At 68.2% G+C, this 20330-nt stretch carries 12 protein-coding genes; 10 read left to right on the top strand and 2 right to left on the bottom strand.

Annotation, left to right across the window (positions count from 1 at the left end):
* The first annotated feature begins 15 nt into the window (after nt 1-15).
* The 5 genes from gltB to eno all read left to right on the top strand — a co-directional run bounded on the left by gltB (nt 16) and on the right by eno (nt 10102).
* A complete protein-coding gene (gene gltB / locus ACXAFN_RS08730; protein WP_474987998.1) occupies nt 16-4464 on the top strand; it encodes a glutamate synthase large subunit in 4449 nt (1482 codons plus the stop codon).
* Between the two features lie 23 nt (nt 4465-4487).
* Complete coding sequence (locus ACXAFN_RS08725; protein WP_474987996.1) at nt 4488-5906, top strand: FAD-dependent oxidoreductase; 1419 nt, start codon at nt 4488-4490, stop codon at nt 5904-5906.
* Between the two features lie 353 nt (nt 5907-6259).
* On the top strand, nt 6260-7915 hold the full coding sequence (locus ACXAFN_RS08720) for a CTP synthase (RefSeq protein WP_474987995.1): 1656 nt from the start codon (nt 6260-6262) through the stop codon (nt 7913-7915).
* 5 nt (nt 7916-7920) lie between these two features.
* On the top strand, nt 7921-8772 hold the full coding sequence (kdsA, locus tag ACXAFN_RS08715; RefSeq protein ID WP_474987993.1) for a 3-deoxy-8-phosphooctulonate synthase: 852 nt from the start codon (nt 7921-7923) through the stop codon (nt 8770-8772).
* A 37-nt stretch (nt 8773-8809) separates the two neighbouring features.
* Complete coding sequence (gene eno, locus ACXAFN_RS08710; RefSeq protein WP_474987991.1) at nt 8810-10102, top strand: phosphopyruvate hydratase; 1293 nt, start codon at nt 8810-8812, stop codon at nt 10100-10102.
* A 476-nt stretch (nt 10103-10578) separates the two neighbouring features.
* Here the strand turns inward: eno and fdxA are convergent, their stop codons facing one another.
* Nucleotides 10579-10902 (bottom strand): ferredoxin FdxA, encoded by a 324-nt coding sequence (fdxA, locus tag ACXAFN_RS08705; RefSeq protein ID WP_474987990.1) that lies wholly within the window; start codon nt 10900-10902, stop codon nt 10579-10581.
* Nucleotides 10903-11109: 207 nt separating this feature from the next.
* Nucleotides 11110-13689 (bottom strand): DNA mismatch repair protein MutS, encoded by a 2580-nt coding sequence (gene mutS, locus ACXAFN_RS08700; protein ID WP_474987988.1) that lies wholly within the window; start codon nt 13687-13689, stop codon nt 11110-11112.
* Between the two features lie 268 nt (nt 13690-13957).
* Here mutS and ACXAFN_RS08695 point away from each other — a divergent pair, with 268 nt between their 5' ends.
* The 5 genes from ACXAFN_RS08695 (at nt 13958) to ACXAFN_RS08675 (ending at nt 20248) form a co-directional block, all read left to right on the top strand.
* On the top strand, nt 13958-14452 hold the full coding sequence (locus tag ACXAFN_RS08695; protein WP_474987987.1) for a CinA family protein: 495 nt from the start codon (nt 13958-13960) through the stop codon (nt 14450-14452).
* A gap of 161 nt (nt 14453-14613) precedes the next feature.
* Nucleotides 14614-15675: a recombinase RecA gene (gene recA, locus ACXAFN_RS08690; protein WP_474987985.1), complete on the top strand. Its 1062-nt coding sequence runs from the start codon at nt 14614-14616 to the stop codon at nt 15673-15675.
* Between the two features lie 3 nt (nt 15676-15678).
* Nucleotides 15679-16152, top strand: coding sequence for a regulatory protein RecX (locus ACXAFN_RS08685; RefSeq protein WP_474987983.1), 474 nt, complete (start codon nt 15679-15681; stop codon nt 16150-16152).
* A 130-nt stretch (nt 16153-16282) separates the two neighbouring features.
* Nucleotides 16283-18889 carry an alanine--tRNA ligase gene (gene alaS, locus ACXAFN_RS08680; RefSeq protein WP_474987981.1) on the top strand — a complete coding sequence of 869 codons (2607 nt, stop codon included), beginning with the start codon at nt 16283-16285 and terminating at the stop codon, nt 18887-18889.
* Nucleotides 18890-18997: 108 nt separating this feature from the next.
* Nucleotides 18998-20248, top strand: coding sequence for an aspartate kinase (locus tag ACXAFN_RS08675; protein ID WP_474987980.1), 1251 nt, complete (start codon nt 18998-19000; stop codon nt 20246-20248).
* Nucleotides 20249-20330 lie beyond the last annotated feature (82 nt).

The following is a 20330-nucleotide window of genomic DNA, read 5'->3' as shown; positions in this document are numbered from 1 at the left end:
TCCTGAGGCACGCCCATGAACAGAGGTCTCCACCAACCCGGCGAGTTTCGTGACAACTGCGGGTTCGGCCTGATCGCCCACATGGAGGGCGAGGCCAGCCATGATCTGCTGCAGACCGCCATCGAATCGCTGACCTGCATGACCCACCGCGGCGGCATCGCCGCCGACGGCAAGACCGGCGACGGCTGTGGCCTGCTGCTGAAGATGCCCGAGGCCTTCATGCGCGAAGTGGCCCATGAGGCGCTGGGCGTGGCGCTCGGCGAGCGCTTCGCGGTGGGCTCCATCTTCCTGCCGGACGACGACGCCCGCGAGGCGCGGGGGCGCGAGACCCTCGAGCGCGAGCTCGAGGCCCGCGGCCTCAAGGTGCTGGGCTGGCGCGAGGTGCCGGTGGACCCCAGCGTCTGCGGCCCCATGGCGCTGGATTGCCTGCCGCGCATCCGTCAGCTGTTCGTCGAGCCCGGCGAGGCGGCCGCGGACGGCTTCGACGTCGAGCTGTTCATGGCCCGTCGCCGCGCCGAGCAGGCGATGCGCGACGACGAGGACTTCTACGTCAGCTCGCTGTCTCCCGAGGTCGTCTCCTACAAGGGGCTGGTGATGCCGGTGGACCTGCCGGCTTTCTACCGCGACCTCGGTGACGAGCGCCTCGAGACCGCGATCTGCGTCTTCCACCAGCGCTTCTCCACCAACACCGCGCCGCGCTGGCCGCTGGCCCAGCCGTTCCGCCTGCTGGCCCACAACGGCGAGATCAACACCATCCAGGCCAACCGCGGCTGGGCCAACTCGCGCAAGGAGAACTTCGCCAGCGAGCGCCTGCCCGACATCGCCGAGCTCGACGAGATCGTCAACACCACCGGCTCCGATTCCTCGAGCATGGACAACATGCTCGAGGTGCTGCTCACCGGCGGCATGGAACTGCATCGCGCGGTGCGCATGATGGTGCCGCCGGCCTGGCAGAACGTCGAGATCATGGATGGCGACCTGCGCGCCTTCTACGAATACAACTCCATGCACGTCGAGCCCTGGGACGGTCCCGCCGGGGTGGTGATGACCGACGGCCGCCAAGCGGTCTGCATGCTCGACCGCAACGGCCTGCGCCCGGCGCGCTGGGTGATCACCAAGAACGGCTACATCACCCTGGCCTCCGAGATCGGCACCTACGACTACAAGCCCGAGGACGTGGTGGCCAAGGGCCGCGTCGGTCCCGGCCAGATCCTGGCCGTGGACACCCAGACCGGCGAGGTGCTGCACACCGCCGACATCGATTCGCGCCTCAAGTCCGCCTATCCCTACAAGCGCTGGCTCAAGCAGGAGGCCAGCTACCTGGAGTCGGCGCTCACCGAGCTGGCGCGCTTCCAGAACATGGACGCCGATGCCCTGGCGGTGCAGCAGAAGATGTTCCAGGTCAGCTTCGAGGAGCGTGACCAGGTGCTGCGTCCGCTGGCCGAGAGCGGCCAGGAGGCGGTGGGCTCCATGGGCGACGATACGCCCATGGCGGTGCTGTCCGGCAAGCATCGCCTGCTGACCGACTACTTCCGCCAGAAGTTCGCCCAGGTCACCAACCCGGCCATCGACCCGCTGCGCGAAGCGATCGTGATGTCGCTGGAAAGCTGCATCGGCGCCGAGCGCAACGTCTTCGAGGCGACGCCGGAGCATGCCCACCGGCTGATCCTGACCACCCCGGTGCTGTCGCCGCGCAAGTTCACCGCCCTGGTCACCCACGAGGATCCGGCCTTCAACAGCCACACCCTGTCGCTGGCCTATGACCCCGAGACCACGGGCCTCCAGGGGGCGCTGCAGGCGCTTTGCCAGGAGGCCGAGCGGGCCGCTCGCGACGGCAAGGTGCTGCTGGTGCTCTCCGACGCCGAGCTCGAGCAGGGGCAGTTGCCGATCCATGCCGCCCTGGCGGTGGGCGCCGTGCATCATCACCTCGGTCGACTGGCGCTGCGCCCGCGGGTCAACCTGATCGTCGAGACCGGCTACGCCCGCGACGCCCACCAGATGGCGGTGCTGTTCGGCGTGGGGGCCACCGCGGTCTATCCCTGGCTGGCCTACCAGGTCATGGCCGACATGCATCGCACCGGCGAGCTGGTCGGCAACCCGGCCGACGCCCGGGAGAACTATCGCAAGGGCCTGCAGAAGGGGCTGTTCAAGATCCTCTCCAAGATGGGCATCTCGACCCTGGCCTCCTACCGCGGCTCCCAGCTGTTCGAGGCGGTGGGCCTGGCCTCCGAGGTCATGGAGCTGTGCTTCACCGGCATGGCCTCGCGCATCGAGGGCACCGGCTTCGCCGAGCTGCAGCTGCAGCAGGAACTGCTGGCCAAGGACGCCTGGAAGCCGCGCAAGGGCATCTCCCACGGCGGCCTGATGAAGTACGTGCACGGCCACGAGTACCACGCCTACAACCCGGACGTGGTCAAGGCCCTGCAGGAGGCGGTGCAGGAGGGCGACTACGCCAAGTGGAAGACCTTCGCGGCGCTGGTCAACGAGCGTGATCCGGCCACCATTCGTGACCTGCTCCGGCTCAAGCCGGCCGAGACGGCGCTTCCGCTGGAGGACGTCGAGCCGGTCGAGGACCTGCTGCCGCGCTTCGACAGCGCCGGCATGTCGCTGGGCGCACTCAGCCCGGAGGCCCACGAGGCCCTGGCCCAGGCCATGAACGAGGCCGGTGGTCGCTCCAATTCCGGCGAGGGCGGCGAGGATCCGGCCCGCTACGGCACCATTCGCTCCTCCAAGATCAAGCAGATCGCCTCGGGGCGCTTCGGCGTGACGCCGGCCTATCTGGCCAACGCCGAGGTGCTGCAGATCAAGGTGGCCCAGGGCGCCAAGCCCGGGGAGGGTGGCCAGCTGCCCGGCGGCAAGGTGAACGGCCTGATCGCCCGGCTGCGCTATGCGGTGCCCGGCGTGACGCTGATCTCGCCGCCGCCGCACCACGACATCTACTCCATCGAGGATCTGGCTCAGCTGATCTTCGACCTCAAGCAGGTCAATCCGAGCGCCCAGGTGTCGGTGAAGCTGGTCTCCGAGCCCGGCATCGGCACCATCGCCACCGGCGTGGCCAAGGCCTACGCCGATTTGATCACCGTCTCCGGCTATGACGGCGGCACCGCGGCGAGCCCGCTGACCTCGATCAAGCACGCCGGCAGCCCCTGGGAGCTGGGCCTGCCCGAGGTGCACCAGGCGCTGCGCATCAACGGCCTGCGCGACAAGATTCGCCTGCAGACCGACGGCGGCCTGAAGACCGGCCTCGACGTCATCAAGGCGGCGATCCTCGGCGCCGAGAGCTTCGGTTTCGGCACCGCGCCGATGGTCGCGCTGGGCTGCAAGTACCTGCGCATCTGCCATCTCAACAACTGTGCCACCGGGGTTGCCACCCAGCACCAGTATCTGCGCGACGAGCACTTCCGCGGCACCGTCGACATGGTCAAGCACTACTTCCGCTTCATCGCCGAGGAGGTGCGCGAGCTGATGGCGATGCTGGGCGTGGCCAAGCTCACCGACCTGATCGGCCGCACCGACCTGCTCGAGGCGATCGAGGGGGTGACCGACTCCCAGCGTCGCCTGGACCTGTCGCCGCTGATGACCAACGACTTCGTGCCCGCCGAGGCGCCGCAGTTCTGCCAGGTCAGCCGCAACGTGCCCCATGACCCGGGTGCCAAGAACCAGGAGATGCTCGAGGCGCTGAAGACGGCCATCGAGGACAAGTCCGGCGGCGAGTTCGAGTTCACGATCACCAACTGCGACCGCTCCGTCGGTGCCCTGGTCTCCGGCACCATCGCCAAGCGTCACGGCGAGGCGGGCCTCGAGGATGCCCCGGTGACCGCCCGCTTCACCGGCGTGGCCGGCCAGAGTTTCGGGGTGTGGAATGCTCGCGGCCTCAACCTCTACCTGGAAGGTGACGCCAACGACTATGTCGGCAAGGGCATGAACGGCGGCAAGGTGGTGATCGTGCCGCCGCGGGAGAGCCGCTTCGAGAGCCACAAGACGGCGATCATCGGCAACACCTGCCTGTACGGCGCCACCGGCGGCCTGCTGTACGCCGCGGGCACCGCCGGCGAGCGCTTCGGGGTGCGCAACTCCGGCGCCCACGCGGTGATCGAGGGCGCCGGCGACCACTGCTGCGAGTACATGACCGGCGGCCTGGTCGCGGTGCTCGGCGAGACCGGCGTCAACTTCGGCGCGGGGATGACCGGCGGCTTCGCCTACGTGCTCGACGAGGACCGCACCTTCGTCGACAAGTACAACCATGAACTGGTGGAGATCCACCGCGTCAACACCGAGGCCATGGAGGCCCATCGGCGACACCTGAGGGAAGTCATCGAGGCATTCGTCGCGGAAACCGGCTCGCAGCGCGGCCGTGACATCCTCGAGGACTTCAGCGACTTCATCCGCCACTTCTGGCTGGTGAAGCCCAAGGCGGCGAGCCTCGCCAGCCTGCTGGACGAATCCCGTCGGCGTCCCGAGTAAGCCTGCAGAGAGGAGAACACGACATGGCCAACCGTTTGAGCAACGACTTCCAGTTCATCGATGTGGGGCGTCAGGATCCGGAGAAGAAGCCGGCCACCACGCGGGCGAAGCAGTTCGCCGAGATCTACGAGCCCTTCAAGCCCCAGGATGCGGCGGCCCAGGCACATCGCTGCCTGCACTGCGGCAATCCCTACTGCGAATGGAAGTGCCCGGTCCACAACTATATTCCCAACTGGCTGCAGCTGGTCAGCGAGGGCAACATCCTGGAGGCCGCCGAGCTCTCCCACCGTACCAACTCGCTGCCCGAGGTGTGCGGTCGGGTCTGCCCTCAGGACCGCCTGTGCGAGGGTGACTGTACCCTCAACGACGGCTTCGGCGCGGTCACCATCGGCTCGGTGGAGAAGTACATCACCGATACCGCCTTCGCCATGGGCTGGCGACCGGACATGTCCCAAGTCACCTGGACCGACAAGAAGGTGGCCATCATCGGTGCCGGCCCGGCCGGGCTGGGCTGCGCCGACATCCTGGTGCGCAACGGCGTCAAGCCGGTGGTGTTCGACAAGTACCCCGAGATCGGCGGGCTGCTGACCTTCGGCATTCCCGAGTTCAAGCTCGAGAAGACCGTGATGGAGCGTCGCCGCGCCGTCTTCGAGGAGATGGGCGTCGAGTTCTGCCTGGGCGTCGAGATCGGCAAGGATATGCCTTTCGACCGCTTGCTCGAGGAGTACGATGCCGTCTTCCTGGGCATGGGCACCTACAAGTACATGGAGGGTGGCTTCCCCGGCGAGGACCTGCCCGGCGTGCACAAGGCGCTGGACTACCTGATCGCCAACGTGAATCACTGCCTGGGCTTCGAGAAGGACCCGGCGGACTACGTCTCCCTGGAAGGCCAGAAGGTCGTGGTCCTGGGTGGCGGCGATACCGCCATGGACTGCAACCGCACCGCCATCCGCCAGGGGGCCGAGGCGGTGACCTGCGCCTACCGCCGCGACGAGGACAACATGCCCGGGTCGCGCAAGGAGGTGGCCAACGCCCGCGAGGAGGGCGTGGAGTTCCTGTTCAACCGCCAGCCGGTGGCGGTGGTCGGTGAGGACAGGGTCGAGGGCGTCAAGGTGGTGCGCACCCGGCTCGGCGAGCCCGACGAAAACGGCCGCAGCCGCCCCGAGGTGGTGCCGGGCTCCGAGGAAGTGGTGCCGGCCGACGCCGTGGTTATCGCCTTCGGCTTCCAGCCGAGCCCGGCGCCCTGGTTCGAGACCGTGGGCATCGAGCTCGACGAGCGTGGCCGGGTCAAGGCCCCCGAGCACGGCGCCTACGCCTTCCAGACCACCAACGAGAAGATCTTCGCCGGCGGCGACATGGTGCGCGGGTCCGATCTGGTGGTCACCGCGGTGTTCGAAGGCCGTCAGGCCGGCGAGGGCATCCTCGACTACCTGGAGGTGTAAGGCGTGCGGCGGCTTCCCGGGCGATGCGTCGAGCCGGGAAGCCACCGTCTTCGCCCCGCCGAGCGAATTCCCGGGGCGTCGCTCGCGGCCTGCGTGTCGCGTGACAACATAGTCCCTCACGGGTCACGCTCGCTCGCCATCCATGGCGAGCGCCACGCGCCGCGTCGCTTCACCCCGGCGCTCGGCGAAGGGCGATGCGGCGGTTCCGGGCTCATGAGGCACTCAGCGGCGCCGGGCAGGCCGCGAGTCAGGGCCGGGCCAAATTGAGCCATTGGTCGTATTCTGCTACGCTGTCGTCCCATCCTGGCGCGGCTTCCTGCCGGGCCTACCGATCACGTTTCGACAGGTTCTCCATGACACGATATATCTTCGTGACCGGCGGCGTTGTGTCCTCTCTCGGCAAGGGCATCGCGTCGGCCTCGCTGGCGGCGATTCTCGAGGCACGGGGCCTCAAGGTCACCATGCTCAAGCTCGATCCCTATATCAACGTGGATCCGGGCACCATGAGCCCCTTCCAGCACGGCGAGGTGTTCGTCACCGAGGATGGGGCCGAGACCGACCTGGACCTCGGTCACTACGAGCGCTTCATCCGCACGAAGATGACCCAGGGCAACAACTTCACCACCGGGCGCGTCTACGAGCACGTGCTGCGCAAGGAGCGCCGCGGCGACTACCTGGGCGGCACCGTGCAGGTGATCCCGCACATCACCGACGAGATCAAGCGTCGGGTCTATGAGGGGGGCAAGGACGCCGACGTGGCGCTGGTCGAGATCGGCGGCACCGTGGGCGACATCGAGTCGCTGCCGTTCCTCGAGTCGATCCGCCAGATCCGAAGCGAGCTGGGCGCGAGCCGGGCGATCTTCATGCACCTGACCCTGGTGCCCTACATCAAGACCGCCGGCGAGACCAAGACCAAGCCGACCCAGCACAGCGTCAAGGAACTGCGCTCGATCGGTATCCAGCCGGATATCCTGATCTGCCGCAGCGAGGTCGAGCTGGAGGAAAGCGAGCGGCGCAAGATCGCGCTGTTCACCAACGTCGAGGAGCGGGCGGTCATCCCGCTGCAGGACGCCGACACCATCTATCGCATCCCGCTGATGCTCCACGAGCATGGCCTCGACGAGTTCGTCTGCGACAAGCTGCGCCTGGAGGCCGGCGAGGCCGACCTGACCGAGTGGATTCGCGTGCTCGACGCCAAGCTCAATCCGCTCAAGTCGATCAACATCGCCATGGTCGGCAAGTACATGGAGCTGCTCGATGCCTACAAGTCGCTCAACGAGGCGCTGGTGCATGCCGGCATCCAGAGCCGCGTGAAGGTCAACATCGACTACATCGACTCCGAGGATATCGAGCGTCATGGCCCGGAGCGCCTGGCCGGCAAGGACGCCATCCTGGTGCCCGGCGGCTTCGGCGAGCGCGGCGTGGAAGGCAAGATCGCCACCGCCCGCTTCGCCCGCGAGAACGACATCCCGTATCTCGGCATCTGCCTGGGCATGCAGGTGGCGGTCATCGAGTTCGCGCGCCACGTGGCGGGCTGGAAGGACGCCAACTCCACCGAGTTTACCCACGACACCCAGCACCCGGTGGTGGGCCTGATCACCGAATGGCTGAGCCCCGAGGGCCGGATCGAGCTGCGCGACGAGGCCTCCGACCTGGGCGGCACCATGCGCCTGGGCGGCCAGGTCTGTCGCCTGGCGGACGGCTCCCGCGCCCGCGAGGCCTACGGCAACGAGGAGATCGTCGAGCGCCATCGCCATCGCTACGAGGTCAACGACCAGTTCGTCGCCGACCTCGAGGAGGCCGGCCTGGTGGTGTCCGGCAGGAGCGTCGACAACTCCCTGGTGGAGATGGTCGAGCTGCCCGACCACCCCTGGTTCGTGGCCTGCCAGTTCCACCCGGAATTCACCTCCACGCCGCGTGACGGCCATCCGCTGTTCACCGGTTTCGTCAACGCGGCGCTGGAGCACAAGTCGGCCCGCATGCGCGCCCAGAGCGCCCCACAGGAGTGAGCGACATGTCCGTCCCGGAACGCCTGATCGACGTCGCCGGCCTCCGGGTCGGCAACCAGCGGCCGCTGACGCTGTTCGGCGGCATGAACGTGCTGGAGTCCCGCGAGCTGGCCCTCGAGGTGGCCGAGGCCTACGTCGAGGTCACCGGCCGGCTCGGCATGCCCTACGTGTTCAAGGCCAGCTTCGACAAGGCCAATCGCAGCTCTATCCACTCCTTCCGCGGCCCGGGTCTCGATCGGGGCCTGGCGATCCTCGCCGAGGTCAAGGAGCGCTTCGGGGTGCCGGTGATCACCGACGTGCATGAACCCTGGCAGGCGGCGCCCGCCGCCGAGGTGGCGGACGTCATCCAGCTGCCGGCCTTCCTGGCCCGCCAGACCGACCTGGTGGTGGCGATGGCCGAGACCGGGGCGGTGATCAACATCAAGAAGCCCCAGTTCCTGGCGCCCCACGAGATGCGCCACATCCTGCGCAAGTGCGAGGAGGCCGGCAACGATCGGCTGATCCTCTGCGAGCGCGGCACCAGCTTCGGCTACAACAACCTGGTGGTCGACATGCTGGGGTTCGGCGACATGAAGGACACCGGCTACCCGCTGCTGTTCGACGTGACCCATGCCCTGCAGCGCCCCGGTGGGCGCTCGGACAGCGCCGACGGGCGCCGCGCCCAGGTCGCCGAGCTGGCGCGGGCCGGCGTGGCCGTGGGGCTGGCCGGGGTGTTCCTGGAGTCCCACCCGGATCCGGACAATGCCAAGTGCGATGGCCCCTGCGCCCTGCCGCTCGACAAGCTCGAGCCCTTCCTCGCCCAGCTCAGGGCGCTGGACGACCTGGTCAAGGGCTTCGCGCCGCTCGAGATTGCCTGATTTTCCCTCAACGCTGACACGCTAAGGACGAGATAACATGACCAAGATCGTCGATATCCGCGCCCTCGAGGTGCTCGACTCCCGTGGCAACCCCACCGTTCAGGCCGAAGTGCGCCTGGAAAGCGGTGCCGTGGGCGTGGCCTGCGCCCCCAGCGGGGCCTCCACCGGCTCCCGTGAGGCCCTCGAGCTGCGCGACGGCGACAAGGCCCGCTATCTGGGCAAGGGCGTGCTGAAGGCCGTCGAGGCCGCCAACGGCGAGATCCGTGAGCGCCTGGTCGGCATGGATGCCCGCGACCAGCGTGGCCTGGACGAGGCCATGCTCGCCCTCGACGGCACCGACAACAAGGCCAAGCTCGGCGCCAACGCCATCCTCGCCGTGTCGCTGGCCGCCGCCAAGGCCGCCGCCAATGCCAAGGGCATGCCGCTCTACGCCCACATCGCCGAGCTCTATGGCCAGCCGAGCCAGTTCCGCATGCCGGTGCCGATGATGAACATCCTCAACGGCGGCGAACATGCCGACAACAACGTCGATATCCAGGAGTTCATGATCCAGCCGGTGGGCGCGCCGAACTTCCGCGAAGGGCTGCGCATGGGCGCCGAGATCTTCCACGCCCTGAAGAAGGTGCTCTCCGGCCGCGGCCTGTCCACCTCGGTGGGCGACGAGGGCGGCTTCGCGCCGAACCTGGCTTCCAACGCCGAGGCCCTGGCGGTGATCAAGCAGGCGGTGTCCGAGGCCGGCTACGAGCTGGGTCGCGACATCACCCTGGCGCTCGACTGCGCCTCCTCCGAGTTCTACAAGGACGGCGTCTACGATCTCGCCGGCGAGGGCAAGCAGTACGACGCCGCCGGCTTCGCCGACTACCTGGCCGAACTCTGCGACCAGTATCCGATCGTCTCCATCGAGGACGGCATGGACGAGTCCGACTGGGACGGCTGGAAGGCGCTGACCGACAAGATCGGCGACAAGGTCCAGCTGGTCGGCGACGACCTGTTCGTCACCAATACCCGGATCCTCAAGCGCGGCATCGACGAGTCGATCGGCAACTCCATCCTGATCAAGTTCAACCAGATCGGTTCGCTGTCCGAGACCCTGGACGCCATCAAGATGGCCCAGGATGCCGGCTTCACGGCGGTGATCTCCCATCGCTCCGGCGAGACCGAGGACACCACCATCGCCGATCTCGCCGTGGGCACCGCCGCCGGCCAGATCAAGACCGGCTCGCTGTGTCGCAGCGACCGCGTCGCCAAGTACAACCGCCTGCTGGTGATCGAGCAGGAGCTCGGCGAGCGTGTGGACTATCCGGGGCGTGGGGCCATCAAGGGGCAGTGATCGCCCCGGTCGCGATCGCCCTTTGTAGGAAATCACCTACACGGGGGCGGCGAGATTCGTGACTTTTCGCCTGCCCATACCGGCGCCACCCTGGCGCCGGTATTTTTTATAGCATTGATTTTAAAGGTTTTTCTTTCGAGTGGCTCGGACCGGCAGCGCTGTGAGTGCCGGGAGGGGCCGGTTGAGAAGTCGCGCAAGACTGCCAGAATGGGTAGCGGGACAAGGGAGAGAGGAGCTCTCCCGGCAGGATGCCACGGGATGCAGTCTCGAGCGGCCCGGTACCGCAGGACGCGGTTTCCGGGCAGGGAAATGCTCAAGGAGTTCGAGCGGAGGGAGCCGCTCAAGGACGGCTAGGAGCGGGCGGCCTGCGGGCCGCCTTCTTTGCCTCGGTGTTCTCCTTCATCGTAGCGTGAAACGACAACGCCGAATGTCGCGAGACATTCGGCGTTGTCGTGTGCGTGCGTGCTGCCCTGGGCTCAGCGCTCCAGCTGCTCCAGCTTGCCGGGCTTGCCGTCCCAGTCCTCGGCGTCGGCCGGCGGGTCCTTCTTCTCGGTGATGTTCGGCCACACCTCGGACAGCTCGGCGTTGATCTCGATGAATTGCTCCTGCCCGTCGGGCAATTCGTCCTCGGAGAAGATCGCTTCGGCCGGGCATTCGGGCTCGCACAGCGCGCAATCGATGCACTCGTCGGGATGAATCACCAGGAAGTTGGGGCCTTCGTAGAAGCAGTCCACCGGGCAGACCTCGACACAGTCGGTGTACTTGCACTTGATGCAGTTTTCGGTGACGACGAATGTCATGCCAGTCTCCCTTCCTCTGGCCGGGGCTCGCCGCGGCCGATAGGTCTTGAATGTCGAATTCGGTTATAAAAACTTTTGCTTTTATAATAAGTAGAACTTGATCGGACCATTCTAGTCGGCCCGCCACATGTCCCGCAAGCCGTGGGCGAGTCGCGGCGGGCAAACGCGCCTCGCGGGCCGCCCCGTGGCCATCGTCGTCAGCCTGTCTTACAGGCTTTCCTGCCAGTGATACAGCCACTCCAGCGCCTGGCGCGGCGACAGCTCGTCCAGCGACAGCCCCGAGAGGCTCTCCACGACCGGATGCGGCCCACTGGCGAAGAGGTCCGCCTGCTGGGGCGGCGGCGCCCCGTCGAGCGGCGCGGCGGCGGGGCGTTGCCCCTGGTCGACCTCCTGCTGTTCCAGGGTGGCGAGCTTCTCCCTGGCCCGCGCGATCACGCCCTGGGGCACGCCGGCGAGCTGGGCGACCTGGAGGCCGTAGCTCTGGCTGGCCGGGCCGTCCTCCACGCGGTGCATGAACACGATGCCGTCCCGGTGCTCGGCGGCGGTGAGGTGCACGTTGGCCACGCCGGCAGCCTGCTCGGCCAGCGCGGTCATCTCGAAGTAGTGGGTGGCGAACAGCGTGAAGGCGCGAGTCCGGGTCAGGTGCTCGGCACTGGCCCAGGCCAGCGACAGGCCGTCGAAGGTGCTGGTGCCGCGGCCGATCTCGTCCATCAGCACCAGGCTGTGGTCGGTGGCGTTGTGCAGGATGTTGGCGGTCTCGGTCATCTCCACCATGAAGGTGGAGCGCCCGCCCGCCAGGTCGTCCGAGGAGCCGATGCGGGTGAAGATGCGATCCACCGGGCCGATGCTCGCGGCATCGGCGGGCACGAAGCTGCCGGTGTGGGCGAGCAGGGTGATCAGCGCCGCCTGGCGCATGTAGGTGGACTTGCCGCCCATGTTGGGGCCCGTGATGACGAGCATCCGGCGCTCGTCGTCCATCACCAGGTCGTTGGGCACGAAGGGCGCCTCGCTGACCCGCTCGACTACGGGGTGCCGGCCGCCGCGGATGTCGACGCCCGGCGCCTCGGGCAGCGAGGGGCGCACGAAGTCCAGCGCCCGGGCGCGCTCGGCCAGGGTCGCCAGCACGTCCAGGGCGGCGAGCGACCGGCCGGTGGTCTGCAGCGGGGCGAGCTCGGCGTTGAGATCGTCGAGCAGGCTCTCGTAGAGTAGCTTCTCGCGGGCCAGGGCACGGGACTTGGCGGACAGCGCCTTGTCCTCGAATTCCTTGAGCTCGGGAATGATGAACCGCTCGGCGTTCTTCAGCGTCTGGCGGCGGATGTAGTCCGCCGGAGCGTCCCGGGCCTGGGCGCGGGGAATCTCGATGTAGTAGCCGTGGACCCGGTTGTAGCCGACCTTGAGGCCGGGCAGGCCGGTGCGCTCGCGCTCGCGGGCCTCCAGCTGCACCAGGTAGTCGCCGGCGTGCTCGGCCAGGCCGCGATGCTCGTCGAGCTCGGCATCGAAGCCCTCGGCGATCACCCCGCCATCGCGGATCACCACCGGCGGATTCTCCACCAACGCGCGGGCCAGCGTATCGGCGAGCTCGGGATAGGGGCGAATGTGACGCTTGAGTTCGTCCAGGGTGGTGCCGTCGTCGTAGTCGGCGAGCTCGGCCTCGAGTGCGGGCAGGGCGGCGAGGGCGTCGCGCAGCCGGGCCAGGTCGCGGGGGCGAGCACTGTAAAGCGCCACCCGGGCGAGGATGCGTTCCACGTCACCGATCGCCTTGAGGGTCTCGCCGAGCGGCACGAAGCCGTCGCGATCGAGCAGCGCGGCCACCGCCGCCTGGCGGGCGCCGACCCGGTCGCGATCGCGCAGCGGACGATTCAGCCAGCGCTTGAGCAGCCGCGAGCCCATGGCGGTGGCGGTGGTGTCGAGCACGCTGGCCAGGGTGTTGTCGGCGCCGCCGCCCAGGTTGATGTCGATCTCCAGGTTGCGGCGGCTGGCCGCGTCGATCACCACGGCGTCGTCGCGGCTCTCCACGCCGATGGCGGTGACGTGAGGCAGCCGCGAGCGCTGGGTGTCGCGGGCGTAGTCGGCCAGCACGCCGGCGGCGGTGAGGGCAGCCTCGAGGTGGGCACAGCCGAAGCCGCGCAGGTCCTGGACGGAAAACTGGTCGCACAGGGTGCGGGTGGCCGATTCCAGGTCGAAAAGCCAGTCGCTCTGGCGGCGCAGGCCGCGGCGATCCTCCAGCGCGGGGGGCAGGGCGAGGCTGTCGGCCACCAGCAGCTCGGCCGGGTCGAGGCGGGTCAGCTCGGCCAGCATCTCGGCCTCGCCCTCGACCTCGAGCACACTGAAACGCCCGCTGGAGAGCTCCAGCCAGGACAGCCCCCAGCGCTCGCCGGCCGGGTGGATCGCCACCACCAGGTTGTCGCGTCGGGCGTCGAGCAGGGCCTCGTCGTAGAGGGTGCCGGGGGTGACGATGCGTACCACCTGGCGCTCCACCGGGCCCTTGGCGGCGGCCGGGTCGCCCATCTGCTCGCAGATGGCCACCGATTCGCCGGCGGTGACCAGGCGCGCCAGGTAGCCCTCGGCGCTGTGATAAGGCACCCCGGCCATGGGGATCGGCTGGCCCGCCGACTGGCCGCGCTGGGTCAGGGTGATGTCGAGCAGGGCGGCGGCGCGCTTGGCATCCTCGAAGAACAGTTCGTAGAAGTCGCCCATGCGGTAGAAGAGCAGCACCTCGGGGTGTTCGCGCTTGATCTTCAGGTACTGTGCCATCATCGGCGTGTGCTGGGCGCTGACCTGTGACATGGGCTTCCTTGGACGTCCTGTGGTGTAGGTGGCGAATCGGGGGAGACCGGGCGTCGAGCACGCCATGCATGTCTCGGGCAAAGCCAGTATTCTACGCCCAAGGATGGCCGCCGTCAGGGTCATCGAGACGGTCCGGCGCCATCGTCGCTGGTGTTAGCGCGGGCTGATCCGTCGACGGGTCGTCACCTCACCTCTGCGACCTGTCCCCGGCGCCCGCGTATCGTGACCCGTGGCGACCGGCCGCATGCGAGAACCTGGAGGGAAGCCGATGTCCGTACCGCCCGAGACGCGCCGTCTCGCCGAACGCCTCGGCGCGCTGTGCCGATCGCGGGGGGTGAGCGTGACCACCGCCGAGTCCTGCACCGGCGGCGGAGTGGCCAGCGCCATCACCGAGATCGCCGGCAGCTCGGACTACTTCGAGACCGGCTACGTGACCTACGCCAACGGCGCCAAGACGCGCCTGCTGGGGGTGGCCGAGGCGCTGCTGGCTCGCCACGGTGCGGTCAGTCGCGAGGTGGTCGAGGCCATGGTGGCCGGGGCCTGCGAGGAGAGCGGGGCCGACCTGGCGGTGGCCGTCAGCGGCGTCGCCGGCCCCGGCGGCGGCAGCGCCGAGAAACCGGTCGGCACGGTGTGGCTGGCCTGGGGCGCGCCGGGTCGCATCCGCGCCGAGCGGCACCGCTTTCCCGGCGCGCGCGACACGGTGCGCGACTGGGCCGTGGAGGCCGCCCTTAAGGGGCTGATCGCCGAGCTGGAAAACGCCTAGCCCGGCATCGGCCGATCCGGTGAGATCGGGCTGGCCGAGCGCCAGGTTTTTCGTCATACTACTGTGCAGTCATACAGTGCTTTCGGCGGGCCCCGGGGTCCGCCGCCACGACCCACGTTTCGTCAGCGCCGTGCCCCACGGCGACCGTTTAGGAGACCCTCATGGCTCAGGACGACAATCGTTCCAAGGCGCTCGACGCCGCGCTTTCCCAGATCGATCGCCAGTTCGGCAAGGGCACCGTGATGCGCCTGGGCGATACCCCGCGCGTGGTGATGCCGTCGGTATCCACCGGCTCCCTGGGGCTGGACATCGCGCTGGGCATCGGCGGCCTGCCGCTGGGGCGCGTGGTCGAGATCTTCGGCCCGGAATCCTCGGGCAAGACCACCCTGACCCTGTCGGTGATCGCCCAGGCCCAGAAGCAGGGCAAGACCTGCGCCTTCATCGACGCCGAGCACGCCCTTGACCCGAGCTACGCCGAGAAGCTTGGCGTCAACCTCGACGACCTGCTGGTCTCCCAGCCGGACACCGGTGAGCAGGCCCTCGAGATCTGCGACATGCTGGTGCGCTCCGGCGGCGTCGACGTGATCATCATCGACTCGGTGGCGGCACTGACCCCGCGCGCCGAGATCGAGGGCGAGATGGGCGACTCCCACGTCGGCCTCCAGGCTCGCCTGATGTCCCAGGCGCTGCGCAAGATCACCGGCAACATCAAGAACGCCAACTGCATGGTGGTGTTCATCAACCAGATCCGCATGAAGATCGGGGTGATGTTCGGCAGCCCCGAGACCACCACCGGCGGCAACGCGCTCAAGTTCTATTCCAGCGTGCGCCTCGACATCCGCCGCACCGGTTCGGTCAAGCAGGGCGACGAGGTCACCGGCAACGAGACCCGGGTCAAGGTGGTCAAGAACAAGGTCTCGCCGCCGTTCCGTCAGGCCGAGTTCCAGATCCTCTACGGCAAGGGCATCTACCATGCCGGCGAGGTCATCGACCTGGGCGTGCAGTGCAAGCTGGTCGACAAGGCCGGCGCCTGGTACAGCTACCAGGGCAACAAGATCGGCCAGGGCAAGGCCAATGCCGCCCAGTTCCTCGAGGACAACCCGGCGATCATGGAAGAGATCGAGGGCGGGATTCGCGCCCAGCTGCTGGCCACGGCGGAGCCCAAGGAGGAAGAGGTCGCGGCCGAGGCGAGCCAGGACGAACGCGGCGACGAACTGCTGTAACCCATGCCCGGTCTTGCGCGTGAGTCCGACGCGACGCCCCGCGAGGATGCCATCCGGCTGCTGGCCCGGCGCGAGTATTCCCGGGCCGAGCTGGGCGACCGTCTCGCCGCCAAGGGCCATGACGCCGAGGCGGTCGAGGCCTGCCTGGTCGAGCTCGCCGAGCAAGGCCTGCAGTCCGATGAACGCTTCGCCGAGAGCTTCCTGCGTTCTCGCATCGCTCGTGGCCAGGGGCCGGTGCGCATCCGCGCCGAGCTCTCCCGGCGCGGCATCGACGAGGCCACCGTCAAGGCGGCCCTCCACGAGGCCGGCGGCGAGGTCGACTGGTTCGACCTCGCCGCCGAGGTCCTGTCTCGGCGCTTCTCCGGCCCCGGCGAGGGGCCTCGGGAGCGGGCCCGCCGCGAGCGTTTCCTGGCCGGCCGCGGCTTCGATTTCGACCAGCTCAGGCACGCCCTGGCGCATGCCTGGGACGACGCCTGATCCCCCTCACCCTTTAGTCGCTTGACGACTGCGCTATAATGGGTCCCTTTGCGAACGCCCCGGGTGGCAGTCCGACGACGGCTGCAACGACCGTCCTGCGGGCCACCACGCCTATCGCCACGGATATCCCATGAAAAGCGCAGACATCAGACAGGCCTTTCTGAGTTACTTCGAGGAGCAGGGGCATACCATCGTGCCGACCAGCTCCCTGGTGCCGGGCAACGACCCGACCCTGCTGTTCACCAACGCCGGGATGGTGCCGTTCAAGGACGTCTTCCTGGGCCGCGACCCGCGCCCCTACGTCCGTGCTACCTCGGCCCAGCGCTGCGTGCGTGCCGGCGGCAAGCACAACGACCTGGACAACGTCGGTTACACCGCCCGCCACCACACCTTCTTCGAGATGCTGGGCAACTTCAGCTTCGGCGACTACTTCAAGCGCGATGCCATCCGCTTCGCCTGGCGCTTCCTCACCGAGACGCTGGGCCTGCCGAAGGAGAAGCTGTGGGTCACCGTCCACGTTAGCGACGACGAGGCCGAGCGCATCTGGAAGGACGAGATCGGCGTCGACCCCGAGCGCTTCTCCAAGCTCGACGAGGACAACTTCTGGCAGATGGGCGACACCGGCCCCTGCGGGCCGAGCTCCGAGATCTTCTTCGACCACGGCCCCGAGGTCTGGGGCGGCCCTCCCGGCAGCCCCGAGGAGGACGGCGATCGCTACATCGAGATCTGGAACCTGGTGTTCATGCAGTTCGATCGCGACGCGGCCGGCGAGATGCATCCGCTGCCCAAGCCGTCCATCGACACCGGCATGGGCCTGGAGCGCATCGCCGCGGTGATGCAGGGCGTGCACTCCAACTACGAGATCGACCTGTTCCAGAACCTGCTCGAGGCGGCGGCCCGGGCCACCGGCCATGACGACACGTCCACGCCTTCGCTGCGGGTGATCGCCGACCACATCCGCTCCTGCGCCTTCCTGATCGCCGACGGCGTGCTGCCCTCCAACGAGGGTCGCGGCTACGTGCTGCGCCGGATCATCCGCCGCGCGGTGCGCCACGGCCACAAGCTGGGCGCCACCGGCCGCTTCTTCCATCAGCTGGTAGCGGCGCTGGACGCCGAGATGGGCGAGGCCTACCCGGAGCTGCGCGAGGCGCGTGCCCAGATCGAACGCGTGCTGCTCAAGGAGGAGGAGCAGTTCGCCCGCACCCTGGACCATGGCATGGGCCTGCTCGAGGAGGCCCTGGCCGGCCTCGAGGGCGATACGCTGCCCGGCGAAACGGTGTTCAAGCTCTACGACACCTACGGCTTCCCCTTCGACCTGACCGCCGACGTGTGCCGCGAGCGCGGCGTGAGCCTCGACGAGGCCGGCTTCGAGCGCGAGCTCGAGGCCCAGCGCGAGCGGGCCCGGGCGGCCAGCCAGTTCGGCGCCGACTACGCTGCGGCCCTGGAGCTCGAGGGCGAGACCGACTTCACCGGCTATGATCGCCTGGAGGATCGCGCCACTGTCACCGCCCTGGTCGATCGCGAGGGCAATGCCCTGGCCCGGCTCGCGCCGGAGCAGCGCGGCCTGGTGGTGCTCGACCGCACGCCCTTCTACGGCGAATCCGGCGGCCAGGTGGGCGACACCGGCTATCTGGCGTTCGACGGCGGGCGCTTCCTGGTCGAGGACACCCAGAAACAGGGCGGCCACCACCTGCACCACGGCGTGCTGCTCGAGGGCGAGCTGACGGTCGGCGCCGAGGTGATCCCGAGCGTCGATCCGGGCCTGCGTGCGGCCACCGTGCGCAACCACTCGGCCACCCACCTGCTGCACCAGGCGCTGCGCATGGTGCTCGGCGAGCACGTCGAGCAGAAGGGCTCGCTGGTGACCCCGGAGCGTCTGCGCTTCGACTTCAGCCACTTCGAGCCGATGAACGCCGAGCAACTGGCCGAGGTCGAGCGGCTGGTCAACCAGCAGGTGCTGGCCAACGCCGACACTCGCATCGAACACATGACCCTGGACCAGGCCAAGGAGAAGGGCGCCGCGGCGCTGTTCGAGGCCAAGTACGCCGACAGCGTGCGGGTGCTGACCATCGGCGCCGACGACTTTTCCGTCGAGCTGTGCGGCGGCACCCACGTGGCGCGCAGCGGCGACATCGGCTGCTGCCATATCGTCAGCGAGGCGGGGGTGGCCTCCGGCGTGCGCCGCATCGAGGCGATCACCGGCGAGGGCGCGCTGGCCTACTTCCGTGAGCAGGAAGCCCGGGTGGCGCGCATCGGCGAGCGCCTCAAGGCCAAGCCCGAGCAGGTCGAGGAGCGCGTCGAGTCGCTGGTCGAGCGTAACCGCGGCCTGGAGAAGGAGCTCGAGCGACTCAAGGCCAAGCTGGCCAGCGCCGCCGGCAACGACCTGCTCGACGAGGCGCGCGACGTCAAGGGCGTCAAGGTCCTGGCCAAGCGCCTGGAGGGCGTCTCCGGCAAGGAGCTGCGCGGCATGCTCGACCAGCTCAAGAACAAGCTGGGCTCCGGCATCGTGGTGCTCGGCGTGGGCGACGAATCGGCCGGGAAGGTCAGCCTGATCGCCGGGGTCACCGAGGACCTCACCGCCCGGGTCAAGGCCGGCGAACTGGTCAACCACGTGGCCGCCCAGGTCGGCGGCAAGGGCGGCGGCCGACCCGACATGGCCCAGGCCGGCGGCAGTGATGTCGCGGCCCTGCCGGCGGCGCTGGAGAGCGTCCCGGTCTGGGTCGAGGAGGCGCTCTAGTTCGTCATCAGGGGCCGAAGGCAGTGATGCCTTCGGCCCCTGGTCCATCCGGCTTCCATCACGCTTTTCTCAACTTCCAACGCTAACCGACACGAGGGACAACGACGCATGGCACTATACGTACAGAAGTTCGGCGGCACCTCGGTGGGCTCCGTGGAGCGCATCAAGGCCGTGGCCGAGAAGGTCAAGGGCTTCCGTGACGCCGGCCATCAGGTCGTGGTCGTGGTCTCCGCCATGAGCGGCGAGACCAACCGCCTGATCGGCCTGGCCAACGACATCAACGACGAGCCGACCCCGCGCGAAATGGACATGCTGGTCTCCACCGGCGAGCAGGTGACCATCTCGCTGCTGACCATGGCCCTGCACAAGCTCGGCGTGCCGGCCACCTCCTACACCGGCTCCCAGGTCGGCATCATGACCGACAGCGCCCACACCAAGGCGCGCATCCAGCGCATCGAGACCGACGACATGCGCCAGGACCTGGACGACGGCCAGGTGGCCGTGGTCGCCGGCTTCCAGGGCGTCGACGAGGAGGGCAACATCACCACCCTCGGTCGCGGCGGCTCCGACACCACCGGCGTGGCCCTGGCCGCGGCCCTGAACGCCGACGAGTGCCAGATCTACACCGACGTCGACGGCGTCTACACCACTGACCCCCGCGTCTGCTCCCGCGCCCAGCGCCTGGACTCCATCACCGTGGAGGAAATGCTGGAGCTGGCCAGCCTCGGCTCCAAGGTGCTGCAGATTCGCGCCGTCGAATTCGCCGGCAAGTACAACGTCCCGCTGCGCGTGCTGTCCAGTTTCCAGGACGGCCCCGGCACCCTGATCGTTGCAGACTCCGACAAAGACGAGGACTCCATGGAAGAACCGCTGATCTCCGGTATCGCCTTCACCGCCAACGAGGCCAAGCTGACCCTGCTCAACACCCCGGACGTGCCGGGCGTGGCCTCGAAGATCCTGGGCCCGATCGCCGATGCCAACATCGAGATCGACATGATCGTGCAGAACGTGGCGCCGGCCGGCGACTACACCGACTTCACCTTCACCGTCGCCAAAGGCGACTACAAGCAGACCCTGCGCATCCTCGAGGAGCAGGTGCTGCCCGCCCTGGGCGAGGGCGAGGTCAAGGGCGACGACAAGATCGCCAAGGTCTCCCTGGTGGGCGTCGGCATGCGTTCCCACGCCGGCGTGGCCTCCAAGATGTTCCGCGTGCTGTCCGAGGAAAACATTAACATTCGCATGGTCTCCACCTCCGAGATCAAGATCTCGGTGGTGGTCGACGAGAAGCACATGGAGCTCGCCGTGCGCGCTCTGCACCAGGCCTTCGGACTGGACAAGGACGACATCGAGAGCGAATAAGGCGTCGTAGACCGTCGTCAGCTTCTACGCTTGTAGGGAGTCCATGGCAGTCCCGTGCAACGGGCTTCCTTTCAACGAGCCC

The sequence above is a fragment of the Halomonas sp. ABH4_019 genome, from assembly GCF_056159885.1.
The sequence above is the reverse complement of the archived record's forward strand: the minus strand, read 5'-3'. Positions and strand labels throughout refer to the sequence as shown.